At 64.7% G+C, this 25326-nt stretch carries 23 protein-coding genes and 1 pseudogene; 11 read left to right on the top strand and 13 right to left on the bottom strand.

The features are described 5' to 3' along the window. Positions 1-207, top strand: a 207-nt coding sequence (locus tag NDO48_RS22980; protein ID WP_267322418.1) for a gamma-glutamyl-gamma-aminobutyrate hydrolase family protein, incomplete at its 5' end; no start/stop codon positions are given. Between the two features lie 132 nt (positions 208-339). Here NDO48_RS22980 and NDO48_RS22985 read toward each other — a convergent pair. The 4 genes and pseudogenes from NDO48_RS22985 to NDO48_RS23000 form a co-directional block, all read right to left on the bottom strand. Then, on the bottom strand, positions 340-1374 hold the full coding sequence (locus NDO48_RS22985) for a LacI family DNA-binding transcriptional regulator (protein ID WP_018429432.1): 1035 nt from the start codon (positions 1372-1374) through the stop codon (positions 340-342). A gap of 64 nt (positions 1375-1438) precedes the next feature. After that, positions 1439-2378, bottom strand: a pseudogene (locus tag NDO48_RS22990) (DMT family transporter). Positions 2379-2557: 179 nt separating this feature from the next. Continuing rightward, positions 2558-3073, bottom strand: a complete 516-nt coding sequence (locus NDO48_RS22995) for a MarR family winged helix-turn-helix transcriptional regulator (protein WP_018429434.1) — start codon at positions 3071-3073, stop codon at positions 2558-2560. A gap of 194 nt (positions 3074-3267) precedes the next feature. Beyond that, on the bottom strand, positions 3268-3996 hold the full coding sequence (locus tag NDO48_RS23000; protein WP_018429435.1) for an intradiol ring-cleavage dioxygenase: 729 nt from the start codon (positions 3994-3996) through the stop codon (positions 3268-3270). Between the two features lie 182 nt (positions 3997-4178). Between NDO48_RS23000 and NDO48_RS23005 the strand changes: the two genes are divergently transcribed. Then, positions 4179-5288, top strand: coding sequence for a CobW family GTP-binding protein (locus NDO48_RS23005; protein ID WP_018429436.1), 1110 nt, complete (start codon positions 4179-4181; stop codon positions 5286-5288). Positions 5289-5506: 218 nt separating this feature from the next. Continuing rightward, entirely contained in the window at positions 5507-6481 is a 975-nt protein-coding gene (locus NDO48_RS23010) for a WD40 repeat domain-containing protein (RefSeq protein WP_018429437.1), read from the top strand. Positions 6482-6483: 2 nt separating this feature from the next. On the opposite strand, the gene NDO48_RS23015 is transcribed toward NDO48_RS23010, so the two are convergent. Further along, positions 6484-6936 (bottom strand): hypothetical protein, encoded by a 453-nt coding sequence (locus NDO48_RS23015; protein WP_040456954.1) that lies wholly within the window; start codon positions 6934-6936, stop codon positions 6484-6486. 75 nt (positions 6937-7011) lie between these two features. Here NDO48_RS23015 and NDO48_RS23020 point away from each other — a divergent pair, with 75 nt between their 5' ends. Continuing rightward, positions 7012-7443: a MarR family winged helix-turn-helix transcriptional regulator gene (locus NDO48_RS23020; protein WP_018429439.1), complete on the top strand. Its 432-nt coding sequence runs from the start codon at positions 7012-7014 to the stop codon at positions 7441-7443. 26 nt (positions 7444-7469) lie between these two features. On the opposite strand, the gene NDO48_RS23025 is transcribed toward NDO48_RS23020, so the two are convergent. Beyond that, positions 7470-7829, bottom strand: coding sequence for a hypothetical protein (locus NDO48_RS23025; RefSeq protein ID WP_157632786.1), 360 nt, complete (start codon positions 7827-7829; stop codon positions 7470-7472). A gap of 245 nt (positions 7830-8074) precedes the next feature. Here NDO48_RS23025 and NDO48_RS23030 point away from each other — a divergent pair, with 245 nt between their 5' ends. The 4 genes from NDO48_RS23030 (at position 8075) to NDO48_RS23045 (ending at position 13676) form a co-directional block, all read left to right on the top strand. Continuing rightward, positions 8075-9457 (top strand): aspartate aminotransferase family protein, encoded by a 1383-nt coding sequence (locus NDO48_RS23030; RefSeq protein WP_026227507.1) that lies wholly within the window; start codon positions 8075-8077, stop codon positions 9455-9457. Positions 9458-9487: 30 nt separating this feature from the next. Beyond that, positions 9488-10876, top strand: a complete 1389-nt coding sequence (locus NDO48_RS23035; protein ID WP_267322419.1) for a glutamine synthetase family protein — start codon at positions 9488-9490, stop codon at positions 10874-10876. 113 nt (positions 10877-10989) lie between these two features. After that, positions 10990-12228 (top strand): putative DNA modification/repair radical SAM protein, encoded by a 1239-nt coding sequence (locus tag NDO48_RS23040; protein WP_018429443.1) that lies wholly within the window; start codon positions 10990-10992, stop codon positions 12226-12228. Then, positions 12225-13676 (top strand): UdgX family uracil-DNA binding protein, encoded by a 1452-nt coding sequence (locus NDO48_RS23045; RefSeq protein WP_018429444.1) that lies wholly within the window; start codon positions 12225-12227, stop codon positions 13674-13676. The genes NDO48_RS23040 and NDO48_RS23045 overlap by 4 nt, the downstream gene beginning before the upstream one ends. A 92-nt stretch (positions 13677-13768) precedes the next feature. Here the strand turns inward: NDO48_RS23045 and NDO48_RS23050 are convergent, their stop codons facing one another. The 4 genes from NDO48_RS23050 to NDO48_RS23065 all read right to left on the bottom strand — a co-directional run bounded on the left by NDO48_RS23050 (position 13769) and on the right by NDO48_RS23065 (position 18388). Beyond that, positions 13769-15034, bottom strand: coding sequence for a glycerate kinase type-2 family protein (locus NDO48_RS23050; protein ID WP_018429445.1), 1266 nt, complete (start codon positions 15032-15034; stop codon positions 13769-13771). Between the two features lie 167 nt (positions 15035-15201). After that, positions 15202-15699, bottom strand: a complete 498-nt coding sequence (locus NDO48_RS23055) for a heme-degrading domain-containing protein (protein ID WP_018429446.1) — start codon at positions 15697-15699, stop codon at positions 15202-15204. Positions 15700-15757: 58 nt separating this feature from the next. After that, a complete protein-coding gene (gene guaD / locus NDO48_RS23060) occupies positions 15758-17077 on the bottom strand; it encodes a guanine deaminase (RefSeq protein WP_267322420.1) in 1320 nt (439 codons plus the stop codon). Positions 17078-17164: 87 nt separating this feature from the next. Next, positions 17165-18388 (bottom strand): urate hydroxylase PuuD, encoded by a 1224-nt coding sequence (locus tag NDO48_RS23065; protein ID WP_018429448.1) that lies wholly within the window; start codon positions 18386-18388, stop codon positions 17165-17167. A 145-nt stretch (positions 18389-18533) separates the two neighbouring features. On the opposite strand from NDO48_RS23065, the gene NDO48_RS23070 reads away from it, so the two are divergent. Then, positions 18534-19454, top strand: a complete 921-nt coding sequence (locus tag NDO48_RS23070; RefSeq protein ID WP_018429449.1) for a LysR family transcriptional regulator — start codon at positions 18534-18536, stop codon at positions 19452-19454. A 17-nt stretch (positions 19455-19471) separates the two neighbouring features. Here NDO48_RS23070 and NDO48_RS23075 read toward each other — a convergent pair whose 3' ends face one another. Further along, on the bottom strand, positions 19472-20809 hold the full coding sequence (locus NDO48_RS23075; RefSeq protein WP_198292865.1) for a serine hydrolase domain-containing protein: 1338 nt from the start codon (positions 20807-20809) through the stop codon (positions 19472-19474). Between the two features lie 128 nt (positions 20810-20937). Between NDO48_RS23075 and NDO48_RS23080 the strand changes: the two genes are divergently transcribed. Beyond that, a complete protein-coding gene (locus tag NDO48_RS23080; protein ID WP_018429451.1) occupies positions 20938-21453 on the top strand; it encodes a winged helix-turn-helix transcriptional regulator in 516 nt (171 codons plus the stop codon). Between the two features lie 121 nt (positions 21454-21574). Beyond that, positions 21575-22063: a DNA starvation/stationary phase protection protein Dps gene (gene dps, locus NDO48_RS23085; protein WP_267322421.1), complete on the top strand. Its 489-nt coding sequence runs from the start codon at positions 21575-21577 to the stop codon at positions 22061-22063. A 12-nt stretch (positions 22064-22075) separates the two neighbouring features. Here dps and xdhC read toward each other — a convergent pair whose 3' ends face one another. Both xdhC and xdhB read right to left on the bottom strand, forming a co-directional pair. Further along, positions 22076-22969 carry a xanthine dehydrogenase accessory protein XdhC gene (xdhC, locus tag NDO48_RS23090; RefSeq protein WP_018429453.1) on the bottom strand — a complete coding sequence of 298 codons (894 nt, stop codon included), beginning with the start codon at positions 22967-22969 and terminating at the stop codon, positions 22076-22078. Next, positions 22966-25326, bottom strand: coding sequence for a xanthine dehydrogenase molybdopterin binding subunit (gene xdhB / locus NDO48_RS23095; protein WP_018429454.1), 2361 nt, complete (start codon positions 25324-25326; stop codon positions 22966-22968). The genes xdhC and xdhB overlap by 4 nt, the downstream gene beginning before the upstream one ends.

Here is a 25326-nt window from a genome sequence, read left to right on the forward strand (position 1 = left end):
AAGCTGCAGGTCGAGGCCATCGCGCCCGACGGCACGGTCGAAGCCGTGTCGGTGCGCGATTCCAGGGCCTTTGCCGTCGGCGTGCAGTGGCACCCCGAATATTGGGTCAAGTCGGACGATATCTCGCAGCGCATCTTCAAGGCGTTTGGCGATGCCGTGCGGGCGCATGCGGTGGCGCGTCAGGCGGCAAGGGCTGCTGCGGAGTAGTATCCGCGTGTTGCCAATGCGGCCTCCGCTTTGGCAACTCTCCTCTCCGGTTCTCTGCGCGAACCACCCCTCCCCATTTCGCGGGGCGAGGAACCCAAGCGCTACGAACCCAAGCGCTACAAGGCCGCTGACCTATGCTCGTTCCCTAGGCTTGCCCGTCGACTGGCGGACATGCAGTTCCGGCTTGATGAGCTCCTGCGAGGGGCGCACCTGCTGACCATTGAGTTTGTCGAGCAGGGCGCTTGCCGCACGGCGGCCGACCTCGCGCTGACCGTTCCAGACGGTGGTCAGCGCCGGCGTTGCGATCTCGGCTTCCTCGAGGTCGTCATAGCCGGTGACGGAAACGTCGATGCCCGGCACCAGACCGGCACGGGCGATGCCGTTCATCAGGCCGATGGCGACGAGATCGTTCCAGCAACAGGCAGCCGTCGGCTTGTCCTTGAGCGCCAGGAACTGCCCCGCCGCCTCGAACCCGCCCTGCTTGGTGCGCGGGCCGGCGATGCGCCATGACGGCAGCACTTCGAGCCCGGCTGCCTCCATCGCATTGAGATAGCCCTGATAACGATGGCGGCCGGTCGAGGTCTGGTCGGTGCCGCCGATCATGGCGATGCGCTTATGGCCGAGCGAGATCAGATGATTGGTGGCGAGCGCGGTGCCATAGGCATCGTCGCCGCGGAAGACAGGAACCTCGGCGCCCTCGACGGAGCGCGCGATCAGCACCGCCGGCAGTCCGTTCTCCTCGGCCATGATGATGTCCTCGGGCGGCGTGCCGATGGCCGGCGACATGATCACGCCATCGGCGCCGAGTTGCAGCAGCGTGTCGACGAAGGTGCGCTGCTTTTCAAGATCGTCATAGTGATTCGACAGGATGAAGGTCTGCCGGCTGCGGTCCAGCTCGCTCTCGATCGAGCGCAGGATCTCGGCATAGAACGGGTTCATGATGTCGTGCACGACGACCCCGACGATGCCGGAGCGCGAGGTGCGCAGGCTGGCTGCACGGCGGTTGTAGATGTAACCGATCTCGCGGGCGTGCTGCTTGATGCGGTCACGGGTGACGTCGGCAACAAGCGGGCTGTCGCGCAAGGCGAGCGACACAGTCGCGGTCGAGACTCCGAGTGCGTCGGCAATCGTCGAAAGCTTGATCTTCTGAGCCAGCGGGCCCTCCATCCGCAAGCGTGAACGGACGGTCTTTTAAACCGTTTAAAGCCCTATGCCATTGTTCAACGGCAAATCAAAGCTTTTTTGCCAGCTCCTCGGCCTCGGCATTGAGTGCCGCACGGTTACGGACCCCGCAGCGTGTGCTCGCGATGGACTATATAGAGGCCGCTGCCGACGATGATCGTAGCCCCGGCAAGGGTCCAGCGGTCGGGTAGCTGGTCGAACACCAGCCAGCCCAGAATGATCATCCACACCATCTGCAGATAGGGATAGGGCGCAAGTGCCGTGGCAGTGGCACGCATGTAGGCCTTGATCAGCAGCCAATGGCCGAAGCCGCCGAAAACGCCGAGCCCGAACAGTACCAGCCAGTCATAGAGATGGGCGGGCATCGAGCCTGCCAGCGGCAGCGCCGGCAGCATGAAGATGGCCGGCACGACCGCCGAATAGAGGATCAGGCTTTCAGCCGTTTCGGTACCGCCCATCTTGCGGGTCAGGATGTTGTAGAGCGACGAGCTCAGCATCGCGCAGATCGAAAACAGGTGACCGATGCCGAAGCCGCCAAAACCCGGCCGGGTGATGACGATGACGCCGAGGAAGCCGACGCCGACAGCAAGCCAGCGCCGCCAGCCGGCCCATTCGCCCAGCATCGGGCCGGCGAGTGCGGTGATGACCATGGGACTGGCGAAATTGATCGACACAGTCTCGGCCAGTTGCAGCGTCTGCAGGGCGGCAAAGTTGAAGATCGTCGAGCCGAACATGAAGACGGCGCGCAGGATCTGCATTGACAGGCTCTGAGGCACCAACCGCTCCGGCCGCCGCCAGGCCTTGAACAGCACGAGCACCAGCACGGCATGGACGGCGAAGCGCACCCAGGTGACGAAAGGTGCGGCCAGGCCCGAGGTGACCAGGTGCTTGGCACTGGTATCGAGGAAGGAGAAGACCAGGCCCGAGGCGAATATCAGCAGGATCGCCGAGGTCGGCGTTGCGGTTTCTGCTGGTTTTTGGGAGGTCACGCTGGCGGGCCGGAAAATGGGACGGAGGTCATCAGGCTAGCGCATCGGCCAGGAAGGCACGATGCGCCGATTCAACAAGTTGGAACGTCCTTAGCGCGTCCTTTCCGACGCCCGGCGCTCTAATGCGCCAATGACCGCCGCCCGGCAAGGCAAAACTGGTGGTCCAATCGAGAAACGGCCTATTCGGCCGCTTCGGCCTCGACTTCGTGCTCGGCTTCGGCAGCCGGCTCAGCGTCGCTGCCGGTGACCTCGTCGTCAATGATGGCGAGATCCGACAGATTGGCCTCGATACGCAGCAACAGCTTGGTCAGTTGCTTCACGTCCTTCTTGTCCAGGCCCCTGAGCGCCTGCTTCTCGGTCTTCTTGACCGACTTCTCGACGGCACGGATGGCGTCCCTGCCGGTATCGGTCAGGTAGATGTGGGCCTGGCGCGCATCGGTGTCGGAGGCGCGCTTTTCGAGAAAGCCCTGCGCCTGCAGCCGGTTGATGGTCTTGGTGATGGTCGGCGGACGAACGCCGAGGCGCGAGGCGAGCTGGCCGGGCGTCTGGCCGTCCTCGTCGTGCAGCGACAGCATGATCTGGTCCTGGCCAGCGTAGAAACCATGCGTGAGCAGCCGCGCAGCGAGCGTCGTGCGCGCCAGCCGGGCCACATGGTGAAGCCGGTTCATCGCCGCGCCTTTGTTGGACTTGGACATCCGCATCTCCTGCGCCACGCCTCGCACCGTGATGGTCGAGAATAGTTACCGCGCGGCCGTTGGCAATCACCTTCGCGTGCGATCGTTGCCATGTCGCTTTGCCGGCAACCAACCACCTGCGAGCGCGTCTTGCCAGACGGATGTTACAGTTCGATGACAGGAATGCTTCGCCGGCAAATTTCCGGCAAAAAGACTTAGCCGGCGCGCTTCACCGCAATGATCATCAGCGCCTCGTAGGCGGCATCGACTTCACGCACGGCACTCTGCACGCCCTGCCCGGCCCGGCGCAGGATGCCGTCGTCGACATTCATGGTGTCGCGCACGCCCTGCCGCTCGTTGTAGGGCGGAGCGGTCATGTAGATGTGTTCGCTGAGATCGTCGGGGAAGAACATCTGCCCGGTCAGCACCTCGCCGTCCCTGGGCACCGCCTTGAAGTGGATATGGGTGGTGCGGCCGCGATACCAGCCGGGATAGATCGTCCTGAAGGCGACGATGCCGTCCTTGCCGGTGCTTTGCCAGCCGCGCAGGAATTTTTCGCCCGACGTGTCGACATCGCGCTTGTCGCCCTGGCCGGGATAGCCGGAATAATGCCCCTTGGCATCGCAATGCCAGAGGTCGACGCGGGCGCTCTCGATCGGCCGGCAGTCCTGGTCGACCACCTGCAGCCGCACCATCAGGTCGATGCCCTTGCGTCCTTCGGTGATGTCGGCGCGCTCAAGCGCCGGATCGAAATAATACGGACCTTCCGTCGTCTCGGGCGTCAGCATGCAGACACCCGCCCCGGGCATGAGCAGCGACGTGCCTGCCTGCGGCGAGGCCTGCTGGGCAAAGGCGCGCGCCGACAGCAAGGCACTGCCGCCAGCCGTTACCGCGATCAGGCCAAGCGCCCGGCGGCGCGAAAGATTGACAGGTTTTTCAGGCATGGGCGCCCGGCTCCTTTGTTGGGGTCGGTGCCCCCGCCCCGTGAGGCAATCTAGGAACGGCCGGGCCGCGGGCCTAATGAATTTTCGGTAATCTCTCTGGCCGAAACTCTACTGCCGTTTGAGACGTGCAAAAGCCTCTCCGGCATCCTATATGGAGCCTCTATTCGACCCCGAGGACGACCATGACCGAAGCTCAGACCCAAATCCCCGTCACCGTGCTGACCGGCTATCTCGGCTCCGGCAAGACGACCCTGCTCAACCGCATCCTGTCCGAGAACCACGGCAAGCGTTATGCGGTCATCGTCAACGAATTCGGCGAGATCGGCATCGACAACGACCTGATCGTGGAATCCGACGAGGAAATCTACGAGATGAACAATGGCTGCGTCTGCTGCACCGTGCGCGGCGACCTGATCCGCGTCGTCGAAGGCCTGATGCGCCGGCCCGGCCGTTTCGACGCCATCGTCGTCGAGACCACCGGCCTTGCCGACCCGGTACCGGTTGCCCAGACCTTCTTCATGGACGACGACGTCCGCTCCAAGACCAAGCTCGACGCCGTTGTCGCCCTGGTCGACGCCAAGCACCTGCCGCTGCGCCTGAAAGATTCTCGCGAGGCCGAGGACCAGATCGCCTTCGCCGACGTCGTCGTTCTCAACAAGACCGACCTCGTCAACGAGGACGAGCTGCGCCAGGTCGAGGCAACCATCCGCGCCATCAACCCGACGGCCAAGATCCATCGCACCACCCGCGCCGGCGTGGCGCTCGACCAGGTGCTCGACCGCGGCGCCTTCGATCTGCAGCGCGTCCTGGCCGACGATCCGCATTTCCTCGACGCGCACGATCACGACCATGACCACGATCATGAATGTGGCCCGAACTGCGACCACGACCATCATCACCACCACGATCATGATCACCACCACCATGATCACCACCACCATGATCATGACCATGACCACGATCACGACCATGGCGCGGTGTCGCCGATCCACGATGTGACGGTGAAGTCGGTGTCGCTGCGCGGCGGCGACATGGACCCCAAGAAGTTCTTCCCCTGGATCGAAAAGATCACCCAGATGGAAGGCCCCAACATCCTGCGCCTCAAGGGTATCATCGCTATCAAGGACGATCCGGACCGCTATGTGCTCCAGGGCGTCCACATGATCATCGAGGGCGACCACCAGCGTGCCTGGAAGGATGGCGAGAAGCGCGAGAGCCGGCTGGTGTTCATCGGCCGCGAACTCGACGCCGAGCGCCTGACGCGTAGCTTCGAGGCCTGCCAGGCGGCGTAAGCTGCCCTCAATCCTTGCTAGCGCTGACGAGGTCGAGTAAGGCCCCCTCACCGGGTCGCTACGCTCGCCACCTCTCCCCCCATTTCGTGAGGGCGAGGAATCGCTGCTTCGGCGATTGGCGTTTTCTCTCCCCCGGGCAGGGGGGAGAGGTGGCGAGCGCAGCGACCCGGTGAGGGGTGCTTGCAAGTACCCGCAACCCGACCGGACGTTACAAAATCATGCCGACAGTCGCCCCGTTTGATCTCGAAGGCCATTGCGTTGCTGCAGCCTTCCTCGACAACATCCCCTTCTTCGCGCTCGCCGACGGCATGGTGCACTGGCTCGACCACGGCCAGAAGTCGCTGAAGCTGCATGACGGGCTGCTGGCGGCGACCACGACAGCCAGGAACGACCTGCTGATCACGGGCGGCGAGGACGGCAAGGTGATGTCGCTTTCGTCAGCGGGATCAGCCGAAGAGCTGGCCAGCGCCGGCCGCAAATGGGTGACGTCGGTGGCTTCAGGCCCGCAGGGTGCGGTCGCCTATGCCAGCGGCCGCAATGCCTGGGTTCGCTTCGCCGACGGCAAGATCAAGGAATATGCCCACCCGCGCTCTGCCGAAGGCATCGCTTTTTCGCCCAAGGGCATGCGCATCGGCGTCGCCCGCTACAATGGCGCGACCCTGCATTTCCCGGCCGCCGAGGGCGCACCTACCGAGCTGCAGTGGGACGGCGCACACACCGGCATCACCTTTTCGCCCGACGGCGCCTATGTCGTGACATCAATGCAGGAAAACGCGCTGCATGGCTGGAAGCTCGCCGACGGCAAGCACATGCGCATGACCGGCTATCCCGCCAAGGTGAAGAGCCTGTCGTGGAGCGCCAAGGGCAAGTGGCTGGCGAGCTCCGGCGCGCCGGCGGCCATCGTCTGGCCATTCACAGGCAAGGACGGCCCGATGGGCAAGGCGCCTCTGGAACTCGGCACCCGCGCCAACGCCATGGTGACCACGGTCTCGTGCCATCCGAGCGAAGACATCGTCGCAGTCGGCTTCGACGACGGCATGGTGCTGGCGGTGCGTTTGGCCGACTCCAAGGAGGTGCTTTTGCGCCGCCCCGGCAAGGGCGCCATCACCTCCATGGCCTGGGACAAGGACGAACGCCGCATCGCCTTCGGCAGTGCCGCCGGCGATTGCGGCGTCATCGATATCGCGGGCTGATCTCAACCATAGCGAACCGCCCGCGGCGGCGTGCGGCGCAATGCCAGGCCGTCGCGCATGTTGAGCGACAACAGCGCGATGTTGACGGCTCCGGCCGCAAGCTCCAGCACCTGCACGGTGACGAAGGCCGCGTCGAAGCGGCCCTCCCCCGCCCAGCCGGCCAGCACGTAGGCCGACGGCAGCAGCACCAGAATGCCGTTGGCAGCAACGATGCGCATGCGACGCTTCTTGCGCTGCACCCCCGGGCTCTTCCATCCCTTCGCCAACGAAAAGCCGGAGGCGCCGGCCACGATCATCAGCGGGATGAGCACCGCCATGCCGGCGAGTATGCCCGCCTTGGCCATAGCTACGGTTTCGAGATTGCCGGACAGCTCGGTGGCAACGGTGGCCAGCCAGAAGCTGCCGACGACGAGCAGGGCCGCGGCACCAGCCGCGGCATGGACTTTGGCTTTCATCGTCATGCCTCGCCGATTTCAATAGCAAGCTATATATCATTGCATAGCATGCTATTCAATGGCTATTTCTAAGCCATGACCTTCCAGAAAGACCGCTCAGCCGGCTATCTCGCCAACCAGATGGCGCGGCTCTTCGCCAAAGGCCTGCAACAGCGCATCCGCCCGCTCGGCCTTGCGCCGGCGCAGTTCATGACCCTGCTGGCCCTGTGGGACGAGGACGGGCTGACCCAGAGCGAACTGGTGCGCCGGCTCGACGTCGAGCAGGCGACCATGGCCAACACGCTGACACGGATGGAGCGCGACGGGCTGATCGAGCGGCGCACCCGGCCCGACGATGGCCGCTCGCAGTCCGTTCACCTGACCCCGAGAGCCGTGGCGCTGCGTGGACCCGCGACCGAGGCGGCGCGGGCGCAAAATGAGGCAGCGCTCGCCGCCTTCAGTGAAGACGAACGCCGTACATTCCTCGCTTTGATGCGGCGCGCTATCGCAGCCATGCACCAGGACTGATCACGCGAAGTTTGCCAAGCGCGAGCCTATTCCACCAGGCAGGTCGCCCGGCCGGTAAAGTTGAAGGTCTTGCCTTCGCCGCCTGATGTGCCGTCCGTGTCGTAGGTGGTGACCGCGTACTGGCCGATGTAGTCGCCATCGTCGCCCGACCTGGTCTTGACCATGACCTCAACATAGCCGTGCGGCTTGCCGGCCTCACGCTCGCGATAGACGATCAGCCTGAGTTCCTCGCCGTCGAGCCAGTATTGCGCCAGATGCGAACCGTCGAAGCTGATCTTGCGCAGGTCTTCGGCAACGCTCTTGTCGAGGATTTCGATCTCGCCCCGGAAATTGAAAACGGGGCTCCCCATGCCACGAGTGACACCACTCTCGATGGTCAGTTTCACTGCCTCATCCTTGGCACCGCATGACAGCCCGCCAGAGGCAACGGCCGGGCCTGCCACAAGCAGGATCGACATGGTGATACTATAACACGCACCGTCCCCTGCCCCCAAAGCACAGTGTCATGATCGTTGCCGGCGATTACGGCCCGGAAGGCGGCGCTGAGCCAACAGAGACCTGCACAACGGCCAGTTGCCGTTTGTAGGGGCGGCTGGCTAGAGTGGCGCCCGTCTGTCCAATGGGAGCCATGATGAACCGCATCGAACGACCCGAAACCACCGAAGGCGGCGTGCCGCTGTCGCGCATCGCAGAGCTTGCAGCGACGGAGGCGGAAATCTTCCGCCACGCCCGGCCCAAATCGGAGGCCGCATTGGGCAACGGCATGGCAGGGTTCTTCAACGGCGTCCCGATGCACTGGATGAAAGACTGGCCGACGCCCTTCCCCATCCTGGTCGACAAGGCGAGCGGTGCCACCATCACCGACGTCGACGGCAACAAGCTGGCCGACTTCTGCCTCGGCGACACCGGCTCGATGTTCGGCCATTCGCCGGCGCCCGTCGCCCGTGCCATCCGCCGGCAGGCTGCCCGCGGCCTGACCTATATGCTGCCGTCGGAGGATTCGCTCACGCTTGGCCTGCTCTTGGCAAAACGCTTCGGCCTGCCGCACTGGCAGATCGCGACGACGGCGACCGACGCAAATCGCTTTGCGCTGCGCGTCGCCCGCGCCGTCACCGGCCGCGACAAGATCCTCGTTTTCAACGGCTGCTACCACGGCGCGGTCGACGAGACGATGGTGCGGCTCGACGATGGCAAGCCGATCAACCGTCCTGGCCTCGCCGGCGAGTTCCGCGACCTCACCCAGCGCACGCGTATTGTCGAGTTCAACGATCTCGAGGCGCTGGAGAAGGCGCTGAGCCATGGCGACGTCGCCTGCGTCATCACTGAGCCTGTATTGACCAACTCCTGCATGGTGCTGCCCGAGCCCGGCTTCCTCGAAGGCGTGCGCGCGCTGACGCGGCAGGCCGGCACGCTGCTTCTGATCGATGAGACCCACACCATCTCGACCGGCCCGGGCGGCTACACCAGAAAGCACAATCTCGAGCCCGACCTGTTCGTGCTCGGCAAGCCTGTTGCCGGCGGTGTGCCGGCGAGCGTGTGGGGCATGAGCGAAGATCTCGCGGCCCGCTACGCTGCCTACAATGCCACCAAGGAGCCGGGCTATTCCGGCATGGGCACGACGCTGTCGGCCAATCCCCTCCAGTTCGCGGCGATGCGCGCAACGCTCGAAGAGGTCATGACCGAGGAAAACTACGCCCACATGGAGACGCTGGCCGAACGGCTGGCAACCGGCCTCGACAAGGCGATCCGAAAACGGAAACTGCCCTGGCACGTGATGCGTGTCGGCGCCCGTGTCGAGTTCATATGCGCCCCCGGCCCGCTCCGCAATGGCGGCGAGGCCGAGCACGCACATGCCTCCCGACTGGAGGCTGCCGTGCATGTGGCGCTGGTCAATCGCGGCGTGCTGATCGCGCCGTTCCACAACATGATGCTGGTCTCTCCGGTGACGACAGCGCGGCAGGTCGACAGACTGGTTGCAGCTTTCGGCGATATTGCCGCCCGTCTTACGGCATGAGACAAGGCACAAGGACAATTGAGTGACATCATGACATCACCTTCCGGCTCGACCATCGAAGAGGCCAGAGCCTTCCTCGACGCGAACCCTGATATCGAAGCCTTCGACATCGTTCTGACAGACGCCAATGGCGTCGGCCGCGGCAAGATCATTCGCCGCCATGAACTGATGGGACTGTACGAAGGCGGACGCCACCTGCCGATCTCGATCCTCGGCCTCGACATCACAGGCGAGGACGTCCACGAAACCGGCCTGATCTGGGATTCCGGCGACGGTGACCTGCGTGCATGGCCGATCCCGGGCACGCTGAAGCCGTTGCATGGCACCAGCCCGGCCCGCGGCCAGGTGCTGATGTCGATGTTCCATCTCGACGGCGCACCGATGACCTCGGACCCCCGCCTGGCGCTGAAGCGCCAGGTCGACAGGCTGGCCGAAAAGGGTCTTTACCCCGCCGGCGCCTTCGAGCTCGAATTCTTCCTGCTCGCCAACGACCGCGACGGCGACGGCAAGGTCCAGCCGGCCCGCGCAGTGCTGGATGGTCGTGCCTCGGGCAAGACCGAAGTCTATTCGGTCGACCATCTGCACGGCATGGAGCCTTTGTTCTCCGACATCTATGCTGCCGCAAAAGTGCAAGGCATCCCGGCCGAGACGGTCATCTCGGAATACGCGCCGGGCCAATACGAGCTCACTTTGCGCTACCGCAAGGACGTGATGCAGGCGGCTGACGACCTGCTGATGCTGAAGCGGCTGGTGCGCGCCCAGGCTCGCCGCCACGGGGTGACTGCCTGCTTCATGGCCAAGCCGATCGAGAAATATGCCGGCTCGGGCATGCATTTCCACGTCTCGCTGCTCGACCGCGACGGTCGCAATGTCTTCACTGAAGCCGAGGAAGGCACCTGGGAGCCGAAGCTGCTGCACGCGCTCGGCGGCCTCGCCGACACGATGGCGGAATCGATGCTGGTGTTTGCCCCGCACGCCAACTCGTGGCGCCGCTTCGTGTCACAGTCCTATGCACCGGTGGCGCCGACCTGGGGCGTCAACAACCGCTCGGTGGCGCTGCGCGTGCCGGCGGGCGACGCCAAGAACCGCCGCATCGAGCACCGCCCCTCGGGCGTCGACGCCAACCCCTACCTTGTCGCCGCGACCATCCTCGCCGGCATCTCGAAGGGACTGGAGGAACAACTCGATCCCGGCCCGGAAACCTCAGGCAACGGCTACGAACAGGCTGAAGGCACCGAAAGCGTGATGCCGCCGGACTGGCGCTCGGCCATCGAGGCCGCCAAGGCCTCGGAATTCCTGCGCACCGCACTCGGCCACGACCTGCACCGCACGTTCACGGCGATCAAGGAAAGCGAATATTTCCGCGTCGCCCGCACGGTCAGCGAGCTGGACTACCACCTCTATCTACACGAGGTGTGATCCCCCGGGGATGGCGGACAATCGCCCGCCATCCCTCCCCAGCTTCGATCACATTTCGCCGCACGCCGACGAAGCCTCTGGTCTCGTCAGTCAAAAGAACATATCATGAACAAATGGCAGTTCTTTCGACCCGCGAGAAACTCGCGATCCTTTCCGACGCCGCGAAATATGACGCCTCCTGCGCCTCGTCGGGTGCCGGCGGGCGCGACTCGCTCAAGTCCGGCGGCATCGGCTCGACCGAGGGCATGGGCATCTGTCACTCTTACGCGCCCGACGGCCGCTGCATCTCTCTGCTCAAGATCCTGCTGACCAATTTCTGCATCTACGACTGCAGCTACTGCATCAATCGCTCCTCCTCCAATGTCCGCCGCGCCCGCTTCACGGTCGATGAGGTGGTGCGGCTGACCATGGACTTCTACAAGCGCAACTACATCGAGGGGCTGTTCCTGTCGTCGGGCGTCGTCCGTTCGCCCGACAACACCATGGGAGAGATGGTGGAGGTGGCACGACGGCTCAGGCTCGACGAGAAATTCGGCGGCTACATTCATCTCAAGACCATCCCCGAGGCGTCCGCCGAGTTGATCGAGAAGGCCGGCCTCTATGCTGATCGCCTGTCGATCAATGTCGAGCTGCCGACCGACGAGGGCGTGAAGCGGCTGGCGCCGGAGAAACGGCCGGAGACGATCCGTGTCTCGATGGCAAAGCTGCGCTCGAAGATCGAGGAGAAGGCGGAGCCGACGCTACGGACGAAGACGCGTGAGCGCTTTGCCCCGGGAGGCCAGTCGACGCAGATGATCGTCGGCGCCGACGCCACGCCGGATGCCGGCATCCTCAAGACCAGCGCCCGGCTCTATGGCAGCTACCAGCTGCGACGCGTCTACTATTCGGCCTTCAGCCCGATCCCCGACGCCTCCTCCGCCCTGCCCCTCAGGAAGCCGCCGCTGATGCGCGAGCACCGGCTCTACCAGGCCGACTGGCTGATGCGTTTCTACGGCTTTGACCAGGGCGAAATCCTCGACGGCCAGCCAGACGGCATGCTCGACCTGGAAATCGACCCCAAGCTTGCCTGGGCGCTGCGCAACCGTGCCTCGTTCCCTGTCGACGTCAACCGCGCCGACAAGGAGAGGCTGCTGCGCATCCCGGGTTTCGGCACGCGCGCCGTCGAGCGCATCATCGAGACGCGCCGCTTCAAGCGGTTGCGCTTGGAAGATGTCGGCCGTCTCTGCCAATCCATCGCCAAGGTGCGCCCGTTCATCGTCGCCGACGGCTGGTCACCGGGTGCCGCCACCGACGCGGCACGGCTGCGCGAGACGATCGCACCGAAGCCGCAGCAGCTCGAGCTGTTCCGATGACCGGCCAGCCCGCTTTGTCACTGGCCGCCTATGCGGTGCACCTCGCCGGCCCGACCGACTTCGATGGCTGGCGCGATGCCGCGCGCAGGCTGAGCACCAACGAGGTGAAGCCCGAGGACATCGAGTGGCATGTCGGCGGCGAAGGCGACGAACTGCCGGCGCCGACGCCGGGCGTCGAACTCAGGGTCTCCCGAGAATTCGTCGAGCGTGCCACCATCGTCGCATGCCACAGCGACAGCGAGCGGTTCGCCCTGCTCTACCGGTTGCTGTGGCGGCAGCGCAGCGAACCGCATTTGCTCCGGATCGCCTCCGACCCGGACGTGCGCCGTTTCGAGACGATGGAGAAATCGGTCCGGCGCGACGAGCACAAGATGCACGCCTTCGTCCGCTTCCGAAAGATCGGCGATGGAAACGACGAGCGTTTCGTCGCCTGGTTCGAGCCCGATCATTTCATCCTCGAACTGGCCGCCCCGTTCTTCGTGCGCCGCTTCACCGGCATGCATTGGGCAATCCTGACGCCCCGTGGCTCGACCGAGTGGGACCGCGAAAGACTGGCGTTCGGCCCCGGTGCCTCTAGGAACGACGCGCCCACCGCCGACCAGTCGGAGGAGATGTGGCGGACCTATTTCGCCAACATCTTCAACCCAGCCCGCCTGAAGGTGAAGGCGATGCAATCGGAGATGCCCAAGAAATACTGGCGGAACCTGCCGGAGGCCTCGCTCATTCCGAATCTGATCGCTGGCGCCGACGAGGCGGCCCGCGAGATGATCGCGAGGATGCCGACCATGCCCGCAGCGCATCACCAGGCGATACAGGCCAGGCACTGGCCCTCAGCCGAAGCTGTTACCGAGACCGCGGCTCGATCTATCGACGCTTTGCGCCAGCAGGCAAGCCAGTGCCGGCGCTGCCCGCTGTGGAGCGAAGCGACGCAGACGGTGTTCGGCGAAGGCCCTGACATTGCCGAACTGGTGTTCGTCGGCGAGCAGCCCGGCGACCAGGAAGACCTGCAGGGCCGGCCCTTCGTCGGCCCGGCCGGCAGGATCTTCGACGCGGTGCTCGGCGAAGCCGGCATCGACCGCACGGCGGTCTATGTCACCAACGCGGTCAAGCACTTCAAGTTCGAGCCGCGCGGCAAGCGCCGTATCCACAGCAAGCCCAATGCCGGCGAGGTGCAGGCCTGCCGCTGGTGGCTGGCGCAGGAGTTGACGCTGCTGAAGCCGAAGCTGGTGGTGGCGCTCGGCGCGACCGCGGCCCAGTCGCTGCTGGAGGCGCCGGTGGCGATCACCCGGCAACGCGGCCAGACCATCGAACGCGACGACGGGCTCGCGGTGTTCCTGACGATTCACCCGTCCTACATCCTGCGACTCCGCGACCCGCAGGAGGCGGCAGCCGAGCGTACCCGCTTCGCCGAGGACATGAGGGCCGTTCGGGCGATGATGGCCGCGTAGCGCCGAGCCAAGCGGAGCCGGGCCAGATCATATCAGGACGAGCCGCCGGCTCGGAGAAACGCCCTCTCGTTCAGACGAAGGGCGGAAGCTTTCTACCGGATGAGGATCGCCCTGAGGTCGTTGACGTTGGTGCCGGTTGGCCCAGGGACGAAAAGATCGCCCACCGAGTTGAACGCCGTCCAAGCATTGTTGCCGGCGAGCATCGCCTTGGCGTCGACGTCAACGCCATGCATGCGCGAGACGGTCGAGCCGTCGGCAAAGGCGCCGGCATTGTCTTCGGAGCCGTCGATGCCGTCGGTGTCGGCGGCCAGCGCGTCGATGCCCTCAAGACCGTCGATACCGATGGCGAAGGCGAGCAGGAATTCGCTGTTGCGGCCACCCTTGCCCTTGGCACGGAGCGTCACGGTCGTCTCGCCGCCGGACAGGATCAGCACAGGCTTGCTGAATGGCCGGTTGCGGGTAGCGACCTCGCGGGCGATGGCCGCATGTACGCCGCCGACCTCGCGCGCCTCGCCTTCGATGGCGTCGGAGAGGATGACGGTTTCAACGCCCCGCTTGCGTGCTGCCTCGGCGGCGGCGTCGAGCGACACGGCGGCGGAAGCGATGACATGCACCTCGTTGCGGGCAAAACGCGGGTCGGTCGGCTGTGGCGCATCGGCGGCAGCCGAGTTGATGTGGGCTATGACATTGGCGGGCAGCGCGATGCGGTAGGTTTCGATCAGGCGAAGCGCGTCGGCGCGGGACGCCTCGTCGGGCACGGTCGGCCCAGAGGCGACGAGCGCCGGGTTGTCGCCGGGAATGTCGGAGACGACCAGCGAGACGACGCGCGCCGGCCAAGCGGCGGCCGCCAGCCGGCCTCCTTTGATGCCCGAAATGTGCTTGCGGATGGTGTTCATCGCCGAGATCGGCGCGCCGGAGGCGAGCAGCGCCTCGTTGACGGCAATCTCGTCGGCAAGCGTCAGGCTGCCGGCCGGCGACGGCAGCAGCGCAGAGCCGCCGCCCGAGACCAGCGCAACGACGAGATCGTCCTCGGTCAGGCCGGAAACCGTCTGGAGCAGAAGCTTCGCCGCCTCAAGGCCGTTGGCGTCCGGCACCGGGTGCGAGGCCTCGACGATCCTGATGCGCTCGCAAGGGGCGGCAAAGCCGTAGCGGGTGACCACCACGCCTTCCAGCGGCCCCTGCCAGGCTTTTTCGAATGCGGCCGCCATCTGGGCCGAGCCTTTGCCGGCGCCGATGACGATGGTCCGGCCCTTGGGCTTTTCCGGCAGGTGGCGGCGGATGGTGAGCTCCGGATCGGCAGCAGCGACGGCCGCTTCGAAGATGCTAGTCAGAAACTGCTTGGGGTCGGTCATGGCCATCCGGACTCTCACTATCAGTCGCTTTGTCTGTTCATGTCGCGCCGCCACTCGTCCCGTCCTGAGCTTGTCGAAGGGCCGGCACCTAAGGCGCAAGCGGCTACGTTGACGCCCCCTCGCCCCGCCGTTCACGAGGAGAAGGTAAAGGTGGCGGCAACGCTGTATTCAAATCATACCGGCCCGAGCGCCACTTCCTGCCTCGGAACACCCAGATGGTCGGCGATTGCCGCCACGACTACCTCGTGGTCCTGCCGCTCCGGCAGGCCGGACACGGCAACGACGCCGATAACGCCGACGCCCTTGATCCGGATCGGGAATCCACCGCCGGCGAGCACATAGTCCTCGATCGGCAGGGCCTCGCCCACCGGGAAGGTGCGATCTTCGCGCGCCTTGGTCAGCACCATGCGGTAGCTGCTGCGATGGAACATCTTGACCACATTGATCTTGCGGCGCGTCCACTCGGAATTGCTCGATGTCGAGCCAGGCAGCGCGCAGTAGAACAGCGTCCGGTCCCACAGCTTGATATCAACCACGATCGGGAACTTCTCGGTGAGCCCGCGGGTGCGGATGGCCGAGCCGATCTCGTAGGCTGTCGCCTCGTCGAAGCCATCGAAGACCAGCCGGGTCTCCTGCTCGGCGATCTTCTTCACATCATCGGCAGTTGCCATCGTCCGCTCCTCCTTCAGACCAGAGGTCACATGGCAGACGCAGGCCAATGACGCAAGGTCAGGCCGTCTTGTCCATCACCGACTTTGCCGGCGCGCCCGCGACATAGACCTCGACCACGGCACGGTCGTCGCCCATCGTCTGCAGCAGGAACAGCTCTTCGGCCAGCGTGCCGCAGCGCTCCATCCTGAGCCGCATGCCCGGCGTGGCGCGCGAATCGAGCACGACGATGTCGGCGTCGGTGCCGACGTCGAGCGTACCAACCTTGTCGGAGATCGACAGCGCCTCGGCGTTGCCGCGCGTCAGCTGCCAATAGGACGCCAGCGGGTTGAGCTTCTCGCCGTTGAGCGCGATGACCTTGTAGGCTTCGTCCATGGTGCGCAGCATCGAATAGCTGGTGCCGCCGCCGACGTCGGTCGCAGTCGCGATGCGCAACGGCTTCTCACGCCGGCGATAGCGCTGGTAGTCGAAGAGGCCCGAGCCAAGGAACAGGTTGGAGGTCGGGCAGAACACGGCGATCGAGCCATGTTCGGAGATCGCGTCGGATTCGCGCTCGCCGAGATGGATGCAATGGCCGAGCAGCGTGCGCTGACCGAGCAGGCCGTAGTGGTCGTAGATGTCGGTGTAGTCGCGCGACCAGGGGTAAAGTTCCTGGGTGAAGGCAATCTCGGCGTGGTTCTCCGACAGATGCGTCTGGATGTGCAAGCCGGGATGCTCCTTCGCCAGCTGCCCCGCCATCTCCATCTGCTCGGGCGTCGATGTGATGGCGAAGCGCGGGGTGATCGCATAGTGCTGGCGACCCTTGCCGTGCCACTCCGCAATCAGCGCCTTGGTGTCGTCATAGCTCGCCTGCGGCGTGTCGAGCACGCCATCGGGCGCATTGCGGTCCATCATCACCTTGCCGGCGATATTGAGCATGTTGCGGTCATGCGATTCGGCGAAGAACGCCTCGGCCGACTGCTTGTGAACGGAGCAATAGGCGGCGACCGTCGTCGTGCCCTGGCGCACCACCTCGTCGAGGAACAGGCGCGCGATGCGACGGCCGTGCTGGGCGTCGATGAACTTGGTCTCTTCCGGAAAGGTATATTTGTTCAGCCATTCCAGCAGCTCGGCGCCGTAGGCGGCGATGATCTGCATCTGCGGCACATGCACATGCGCGTCGATAAATCCTGGGAGGATGAGATGCGGGCGATGATCGATGAGCTGGACATTGCTGCCGGCCTGGGCCGCGACCTGGGCGTAACCGCCGACCGCGGCGATCTTGCCGTCCCGCATCAGCACCGCGCCGTCTTCCTCATAGGCGTAGGCGGCATGGTCGTCGGCACTGTCGGGCCAGCGCCGGAACGACAGGGTGCGGCCGCGGAGAAGGGTCGTGGTCATGGCAAATCCAGCTTTCAGTTCGGGCCAGCTTGGGTGTGGCCGGCCTCAAGGTCTGCGAACGGCCGCTAGCCGGTCAGTTCCGGGCCGTCAGTTCTTGCGGGCCTGTTCGTACCAGGCGACGAGCAGTGCCCGCTCCTCCGGTGTGATCTGGGTCACGTTTCCGGGCGGCATGGCGTGGCTGCGGCCGGCCTGCAGATAGATCTCGCGGGCATGCTCGGCAATGGCGCCGTCGGTCTCGAGAATAACACCCTTCGGCGCGTGGTAGATGCCCTCATAGGATGGTTCGGCGGCGTGGCACATGGCGCACCGGCCGAGCACGGTGTCGCGCACCTTCGGGAACTCGGCCGACGCGACGAAAGGTGTGGTGGTGACGGCGGCGTTCTTGTCCTCGCCGGTCAGAACCTTGGGCACCGTCGACAGCCACATGATGATGATGAACAGCAAGGTGGCGGCCAGCCAGGTCCAGTGCGGGTTGCCGGCGCGCTTGTGGATGGTGTTGAAGTAGTGGCGGATCAGCACGCCGATGATGAAGATCAGCGAGGCGATGACCCAGTTGAACTGCGTGCCGAACGCCAGCGGGTAGTGGTTCGACAGCATCAGGAACACGACCGGCAGGGTCAGGTAGTTGTTGTGCGTCGAGCGTGTCTTGGCGATCTTGCCGTATTTCGGGTCGGGCTTGCGGCCGGCGATGAGGTCCGCGACGACGATCTTCTGGTTCGGGATGATGACCATGAAGACGTTGGCCGACATGATCGTCGCCGTGAAGGCGCCGAGATGCAGGAAGGCGGCGCGGCCGGTGAACAGCTGCGTGTAGCCCCAGCTCATGAACACCACCACCGCATAGAGGATGATCATCAGAAGCGTGTCGTGGTCGCCGAGCTTCGACTTGCAGAGCAGGTCGTAGATGATCCAGCCGAGGCCGATCGAAGCCAGCGAGATGGCGATGGCGATGGGCGCAGACACGTCGAGCACGTTGCGGTCGATCAGGAACAGTTCGGCGCCGCCGTAATAGACCAGGCAGAGCAGCGTGAAGCCCGACAGCCAGGTGGCGTAGGACTCCCACTTGAACCATGTCAGGTGCTCCGGCATCTGCGCCGGCGCGACCAGGTATTTCTGAATGTGGTAGAAGCCGCCGCCGTGGACCTGCCACTCCTCGCCATGGGCGCCCACGGGCAAGGCGTCATGCTTGCGCAGCCCGAGATCGAGCGCGATGAAATAGAATGATGAGCCGATCCAGGCCATCGCAGTGATGACATGCAGCCACCGCACGGCGAAGCTCGCCCACTCCATGAAAAACGCCAAGTCGTACATCCGCCGTCCCTTTTCGCAGCATCAGCGATCTTACGATGCCTGATGCCTCGCGGAAGAGGAAGGATTCGCGATGACTTTCAAAAAAATCTGGAAAATACTAACGTGGTATTGCGCGGCATAAGCCGGCTATGGAACCGGGGCACGCATGGCATACCTTGATAACATCGCTGTCTTCGTTCGCGTCGTGGAACTCGGCAATCTTTCCGCCGCGGGCCGCGACATGCGCATTTCGCCTGCCGTCGCGTCCAACAGAATCAAGGAGTTGGAAAAGCATCTCGGCGTGCGCCTGTTCAACCGCACGACGCGCCAGCTGATGCCGACCGAGCACGGCAACGTCTTTTACACCGGCGCCAAGCAGGTGCTGGACGCCATCACCGAGGCGGAGGCCGCGGTCGCAGCTCTTTCCGGCCAGCCGCGCGGCACCATCCGTGTCACAGCACCCCTCGGCCTCGGCCGGCGGCTGGTTGCCTCGGGCATTCCTGAATTCCACGACAAGTACCCTGATATCGAGGTCAGGCTCCGCTTGTCCGACCACAATGTAGACATCCTCAAGGAAGGCCTCGACGTGGCCTTCCGGCTTGGCGTGATCGAGGATTCCAGCCTCCGGATGCGCGGCATCATGGAGTGCGAGCGCGTTCTGGTCGCCTCGCCGAAATATCTGGAGCGGCGCGGAGAGCCGCAGAGCCCGCACGAACTAATCGGCAAGAAGCACGACTGCCTGATGCTGCGTTATCCCGGCGCGCGCGAGTTCTTCTGGACCCTGGAGACACCGGGCGGGCCGACGAAGTTCGAAGTGCACGGGCCCTTCGATTCGGACGACGGGGACGTGCTGACCGGCTGGGCCCTTGCCGGCCGCGGCATCATCAACAAACCTCGTTTCGAGGTCGAGCCCTTCATCCGTGACCAGCGGCTCAAGGTCATCCTGCCGCAGACGCCGCCGACGCCGGTGCAGTTCGCCGCGGTCTATCCGCACAAGAAGCTGCAGGACCCGAAGGTCCGGCTGCTTCTCGACTTCATGGCGGAGCGCTGCCACAAGCTGATCAAGGACATCCTTGCCGGCAAGTAGGCTAGCCGCGTCAACACTTAGACGACGGCCTGATAGGCCGAGGTCCAGAAGTCGGTGTAATGCGCTGGCGCCTGCGGCGAATCCATCAGCCGTTGGGTGAGCAGGATGCCAGCCAGATCCTCGACCGGATCGGCATAGGCAGAGGTGCCATAGCCGCCGTCCCAGCCGAAACGCCCCGGTGACATCCAGAGATTGTCACGCTTGAGGGCCACCGACATGCCGAGCCCCCAGCCCGAACTGCCGTTGAAGAACATAGCCGCGCTGTCCTTCTGCTCTGCTGTCAGCTGGTCGGTGGTCATCAGTTCGACCGATGCGCGCGACAGGATGCGCTCGCTGCCGAGCTGCCCTTTGCCGAGCAGCATCCGCTGGAAGGCGAGATAGTCTTCGGCAGTCGAGACCAGGCCGCCGCCGCCGGATTCGAACGTGACTGGCTTGGCAAACCGGCCGCCCGATGCCTCGTCATAGACGCCGAGCTTGCCGGTCTGGAAGTCGCGCGAATAGGCAGTGGCGAGCCGACCGATCTTGTCGGCAGGCACATGGAAACCGGTGTCCTTCATGCCGAGCGGCGCGAAGATACGCTCCTGCATGAAGGTGGACAGCGGTTGGTCCGCGGCGCGCGTGACCAGCACACCGGCCACGTCGAGCCCGGTGTGGTAGAGCCAACCCTCACCGGGCTGGTGGGCGAGCGGCAGGCTGCCCACAGCCTTCATGAAGGCGTCGGGTGAACCCTTGAACAGGTCGGCGCTCGGGGCGATGCCAGCCTCTTCCATCGCAAACTGCAGCGGATAGGCGAAGGGATAGACCATGATCGCGCCCAGACCGAAGCGCAAGGTGAGCAGGTCGCGTAGCGTGACCGGGCGGCTGGCCGGCACGGTATCGGTGAGCTGACCGCCGACCGTCTTCAGCACCTTGCGGTCGGCTAGTTCCGGCAGCCACTTGTCGACGGGGTCGTCGAGCCTGAGGCGGCTTTCCTCGACCAGGATCATGGCCGCTGTCGCGGTGACCGGCTTGGTCAGCGAAGCGATGCGGAAGATGGTGTCGCTGCGCATCGGCTTGCCGTCGTTGAGCGAAAGCGTGCCGGCAGCCTCGATATGGGTCTCGCCGCCACGGTTCACCGCCCACACCAGTCCGGGCACATCACCGCTTTCGACATGCCCAGCCATCACCTTGCGCATCCACTCGAGCCGGTCGGCGGAGAAATTGCCCGTCGTCATCGTCGTTATCCCTGATTTTGCAGTCACGGTCGCCACGCCCGCGTCCGACTGCTCCTGCTGTGCCGATGCCATTGTGGGGACCAGAAGCGCCGAAAGGGCGGCACCTTTCATCACCGTACGGCGATCCATTCCCGTGTTCATCCTCGCCTCCTTGGGGCGCAGTACAAGATCACCGGCGAACCGCCGGTCAAAACCGATTGCATTTACTAATCAGTTGCAAGATAGGGCGACCGATTTTACATTGCAACTGGTTTTCTGGAGCATCTGTCATGAGCGAGCATCACCGGTCGGGTTGTCCGATCAACCTCACCCTTGAGGTGGTCGGCGACAAATGGAGCCTGATCGTCCTGCGCGACATGATGTTCGGCAACCGCAGGCATTTCCGCGAGTTGCTCACCCAGTCGGAGGAAGGCATCGCCTCCAACATCCTCGCCGACCGGCTGAAGCGGCTGGTGGCCGAGGGCTTGATCAGCAAGGCTGACGACCCCAGCCACAAGCAAAAGGCAATCTACAGCCTGACCGAGATGGCCATCGAGTTGCTGCCCGTCTTTGCCGCCATTGCCGCCTGGGGCCGCAAATGGCTGCCGGTCAGCGAAGAGCTCAGCATCCGCGCCGAGCTTCTTGAAACGGGCGGCCCCGAAATGTGGGAGCGCTTCATGGAGGAGTTGCGCACCGACCACCTCGGCGTGCCGCTGTCGGAAGCAGCGCAGAAGCGGCTGCCGGTGCGCCAGGAATTGCAGGCCGCCTATCTGGAAGTCGTCGCCCGCAACGCCGCCGCTGGCTGAAAATCGACTGGGCCAGGCCGGAACCGAACTGTCATGAGGCTGTTGTAGCCTGCGTACGCTGCCGGACCCTCCGTGCGGCGCCACCGGTCTTTTCCGACCCACCCAGACCAAGGAGCAGCCGATGATATCCCACCCCACGCGCAACGATCTCAAGTCCAACGCCAAGAAGGTTTCGATCGAACTGCTCAACGCCAGGCTGGCCGACGCGATCGATCTGGCGCTGCTGACCAAGCAGGCGCACTGGAACATCAAGGGACCGCAATTCATCGCCGTGCACGAAATGATCGACGGCTTCCGCACCGAACTCGACGGCCATGTCGACACCATCGCCGAGCGCGCCGTACAGCTTGGCGGCACAGCCCTTGGCACCTCGCAGGTGGTGGCCGAGGCCAGCAAGCTGAAGCCCTACCCCACCGACATCTACAAGACCAAGGACCACCTCGCGGCCCTCATCGACCGTTATGCCGACGCAGCACATTCGGCGCGCACGGCCATCGATGAAGCAGGCGAAGCGGGCGACGCCGACACTGCCGACATCTTCACGGCCTATTCGCGCGCGCTCGACAAGTCGCTGTGGTTCCTTGAAGCCCACACCCAGGAAAACGAATAATCTGGAAGGTCGTCAGGCCGGCTTGACCGCAAGCGCGGTCATGATCTCGGCTGCGGCGAGTGCAGCAATCACGGCGGGGCGCTTGTCTTTCACCGCCTCGCCGCCGATCGGGCAGACGAGCCGGGCGAACTGCTCCTCGCTGCCGCCGGCGGTCTTGAGGAACCAGCTCCTGAACGTCGCCTTCTTGGTCTTGGAGCCGATCATGCCGACATAACCGGTGTCGTCGCGCTTCAGCGCCTCGGCAACGATCAGGAAGTCGAGCGCGTGGTCGTGGGTCAAGACGACGAAGGCAGATCCTGACGGCGCCTCGCGCACCATTTCCTCCGGCATTGGCGTCAGCCTGGTGTCGATACCCGCGGGCATGCCGTCGAGCGCATCGGCGCGGGTTTCGACCACCACCACGTTCAACGGCAGCAATGCGAAGGCCGAGGCCAGCGCATGGCCGACATGGCCACCGCCGAACACCAGCACATGCGGCAGGGCAGCGTCCGACATCTCGGCCGAAGCCATCAGATCGGCGGCAATCGCCTCGTCGACATGGCGAACGGCCACTTCGACGCGGCCGCCGCAGCACTGGCCAATCTCAGGCCCGAGCGGAATGTCGAGCGTGACGCCCTTGTCGCCCTCATGCGGCGGTTCCAGATAGCGCGCCGGGATCGGATCGCCGGTCACGTGCTCCATCACGGCGCTGCGCTTGGAATTGCCATTGAGCATCGCGCGTGCGGTGTCGATGGCCATGTATTCGAGCTGGCCGCCTCCGATGGTGCCGAAGATGCGCTCCGGTGACACCAGCATCCACGCGCCCTTTTCGCGTGGGGTAGAGCCCTTGGCCTCGGTCACCTCGACCAGCGCCGCCGAAGGCGCTGTCTTGAGGAATGCCCGCAGGCTCTTGGCGGTCTTGCTCACTTGACCTGGGCCGCCTCGGCCCGGAGGCGTTCGATCGCCATCAGCACCCGCTCCGGCGTCGCCGGCGCGTCCAGACGCGGACTGATCTTGTGGTCGGCGACACTGGCGACAGCATCGGACAGCGACTGAAGCACCGCGATGCCAAGCGGCAGCGGCGGCTCGCCGACGGCCTTCGAGCGATGGATCGTCGGCTCGTAGGCTTCCGACCAGTCGGTCAGCGCCACATTGAAGATCTTGGGCCGGTCGGAAGCGAGCGGGATCTTGTAGGTCGACGGCGCATGGGTGCGCAGCCGGCCCTTGCCATCCCACCACAGCTCCTCCGTCGTCAGCCAGCCGGTGCCCTGGACGAAGCCGCCCTCGACCTGACCGATGTCGATGGCCCGGTTCAGCGACCGGCCGGTGTCGTGCAGGATGTCGGCACGTTCGATAACATATTCGCCGGTCAACGTGTCGACGGACACCTCCGCGCAGGCCGCACCATAGGCGTAATAATAGAAGGCGTGGCCCCTGCCCTTGCTGCGGTCCCAATGAATCTTGGGCGTCTTGTAGTGGCCCGCGGCCGACAGCTGGATGCGGTTGAGATAGGCCTGCTTGACCAGGTCGTTGAAGGCGATCTCCTGGTTGCCGACGCGAACGCGGTTAGGCAGGAATACCACCTGGTCGGCAGGCACCTGGTATTTGTCGGCGGCAAAGGCGGTCAGGCGCTTGCGGATCTGCCGCGCCGCGTCCTGTGCCGCCATGCCGTTGAGATCGGCGCCCGAGGACGCTGCCGTCGGCGCCGTGTTCGGCACCTTGGCCGTGGTCGTAGCCGTGATCTTCACCCTGTCGAGATCGATCTGGAATTCTTCGGCAACCACCTGCGCCACCTTGAGATGCAGGCCCTGCCCCATCTCGGTGCCGCCATGGTTCATGTGCACCGAACCGTCGGAATAGACATGCACCAGCGCGCCGGCCTGGTTGGACTCGGTCTTGGTGAAGGAGATGCCGAACTTGACCGGCGTCAGCGCCAGGCCGCGCTTGACGAAGCGGCTGTTGGCGTTGAAGGCGGCGATCTCGCGCCGGCGGCGGGCGTAGGACGCACTCTGCTCCAGTTCCGCCACGATGCGGTGGATGATGTTGTCTTCGACCTTCTGGTGATAGGGCGTCAGGTTGCGGTCGCCCGCCTCGCCCATCGCGTCGTAGAAATTCAGCTTGCGGATTTCGAGCGGGTCCTTGCCGACCGCAAACGCCACTTCCTCGATGACGCGCTCGGCACCGACCATGCCTTGCGGGCCGCCGAAGCCGCGGAACGCCGTGTTCGACACCGTGTTGGTGTAGAGCGGCGCCGACTTTGCGTGCACGTTCGGATAAAAATAGGCGTTGTCGCAGTGAAACAGCGCGCGGTCGCCAACCGGGCCCGACAGGTCGGCCGAGAAGCCGGCGTTGAGCGCGAACATGAAGTCGACGCCAAGAATGCGGCCCTCGTCGTCGAAGCCGACCTCGTAGTCGATGGCGAAGTCGTGGCGCTTGCCGGTGGCGGTCATGTCCTCGTCGCGGTCGAGGCGGACCTTGACGGCGCGCTTGTGCTTCTTGGCAGCGATCGCGGCGATCGCGGCGCACTGGTTGGCCTGGGTTTCCTTGCCGCCGAAGCCGCCGCCCATGCGCCGCACCTCGACCTGCACCGCGTGGCTCGGCACGCCGAGCACATGGGAGACGAGATGCTGGGTCTCGCTCGGTCCTTGCGTCGAGCAATAAATGGTGACCTCGTCGTCTTCGCCGGGCACTGCCAGCGACACCTGGCCTTCGAGATAAAAATGGTCCTGGCCGCCGAGCTTCATCCGCGCCTTCACCTTGCGCGGGGCCGTGGCGATGGCAGCCGCCGCATCGCCGCGCTTCAGCGTCAGTGGCGTCGTCACCTGCCTGTCGTTTTCGGGATCGAGGTCCCAGATGCTGATGATCGCCGGCAGCTCTTCATATTCGATCTTGGCAAGGCGTGCCGCCCGGCGAGCCTGCTCGCGGGTCTTGGCGACCACGGCGAAGATCGGCTGGCCGTGAAACTGCACCTTGCCTTCGGCCAGCACCGGATCGTCATGCATGCCGCTCGGCGACACGTCGTTTTCGCCGGGCACGTCAGCATAGGTCAGCACGTCGACGACGCCGGGCGCGGCACGAACGGCCGACAGGTCGACACTCTTCAATGTGGCATGGGTAACGTTGGACAGGCCAAGACCGATATGCAGCGTGCCTGCGGGTTCGGGCATGTCGTCGATGTAGATCGCTTCGCCGGCGACATGCTTGTGCGCGGAATCGTGGCGCTGGTCGGAATGCACGCCACCCTTGATCTTGGCAGCCTTGAGGTTCGGTTGATGCTGGGTCAT

The sequence above is a fragment of the Aminobacter sp. MET-1 genome (assembly GCF_026521175.1).
Classification (GTDB): Bacteria; Pseudomonadota; Alphaproteobacteria; order Rhizobiales; family Rhizobiaceae; genus Aminobacter.

What these genes read in the sequence shown, in the direction of transcription:
- NDO48_RS22985 (WP_018429432.1), bottom strand. Translation starts at nt 1,374, where the DNA reads ATGGAGGGCCCGCTGGCTCAGAAGATCAAGCTTTCGACGATTGCCGAC.
- NDO48_RS22995 (WP_018429434.1), bottom strand. Translation starts at nt 3,073, where the DNA reads ATGTCCAAGTCCAACAAAGGCGCGGCGATGAACCGGCTTCACCATGTG.
- NDO48_RS23000 (WP_018429435.1), bottom strand. Translation starts at nt 3,996, where the DNA reads ATGCCTGAAAAACCTGTCAATCTTTCGCGCCGCCGGGCGCTTGGCCTG.
- NDO48_RS23005 (WP_018429436.1), top strand. Translation starts at nt 4,179, where the DNA reads ATGACCGAAGCTCAGACCCAAATCCCCGTCACCGTGCTGACCGGCTAT.
- NDO48_RS23010 (WP_018429437.1), top strand. Translation starts at nt 5,507, where the DNA reads ATGCCGACAGTCGCCCCGTTTGATCTCGAAGGCCATTGCGTTGCTGCA.
- NDO48_RS23015 (WP_040456954.1), bottom strand. Translation starts at nt 6,936, where the DNA reads ATGAAAGCCAAAGTCCATGCCGCGGCTGGTGCCGCGGCCCTGCTCGTC.
- NDO48_RS23020 (WP_018429439.1), top strand. Translation starts at nt 7,012, where the DNA reads ATGACCTTCCAGAAAGACCGCTCAGCCGGCTATCTCGCCAACCAGATG.
- NDO48_RS23030 (WP_026227507.1), top strand. Translation starts at nt 8,075, where the DNA reads ATGAACCGCATCGAACGACCCGAAACCACCGAAGGCGGCGTGCCGCTG.
- NDO48_RS23035 (WP_267322419.1), top strand. Translation starts at nt 9,488, where the DNA reads ATGACATCACCTTCCGGCTCGACCATCGAAGAGGCCAGAGCCTTCCTC.
- NDO48_RS23040 (WP_018429443.1), top strand. Translation starts at nt 10,990, where the DNA reads ATGGCAGTTCTTTCGACCCGCGAGAAACTCGCGATCCTTTCCGACGCC.
- NDO48_RS23045 (WP_018429444.1), top strand. Translation starts at nt 12,225, where the DNA reads ATGACCGGCCAGCCCGCTTTGTCACTGGCCGCCTATGCGGTGCACCTC.
- NDO48_RS23050 (WP_018429445.1), bottom strand. Translation starts at nt 15,034, where the DNA reads ATGGCCATGACCGACCCCAAGCAGTTTCTGACTAGCATCTTCGAAGCG.
- NDO48_RS23055 (WP_018429446.1), bottom strand. Translation starts at nt 15,699, where the DNA reads ATGGCAACTGCCGATGATGTGAAGAAGATCGCCGAGCAGGAGACCCGG.
- guaD (WP_267322420.1), bottom strand. Translation starts at nt 17,077, where the DNA reads ATGACCACGACCCTTCTCCGCGGCCGCACCCTGTCGTTCCGGCGCTGG.
- NDO48_RS23065 (WP_018429448.1), bottom strand. Translation starts at nt 18,388, where the DNA reads ATGTACGACTTGGCGTTTTTCATGGAGTGGGCGAGCTTCGCCGTGCGG.
- NDO48_RS23070 (WP_018429449.1), top strand. Translation starts at nt 18,534, where the DNA reads ATGGCATACCTTGATAACATCGCTGTCTTCGTTCGCGTCGTGGAACTC.
- NDO48_RS23075 (WP_198292865.1), bottom strand. Translation starts at nt 20,809, where the DNA reads ATGAACACGGGAATGGATCGCCGTACGGTGATGAAAGGTGCCGCCCTT.
- NDO48_RS23080 (WP_018429451.1), top strand. Translation starts at nt 20,938, where the DNA reads ATGAGCGAGCATCACCGGTCGGGTTGTCCGATCAACCTCACCCTTGAG.
- dps (WP_267322421.1), top strand. Translation starts at nt 21,575, where the DNA reads ATGATATCCCACCCCACGCGCAACGATCTCAAGTCCAACGCCAAGAAG.
- xdhB (WP_018429454.1), bottom strand. Translation starts at nt 25,326, where the DNA reads ATGACCCAGCATCAACCGAACCTCAAGGCTGCCAAGATCAAGGGTGGC.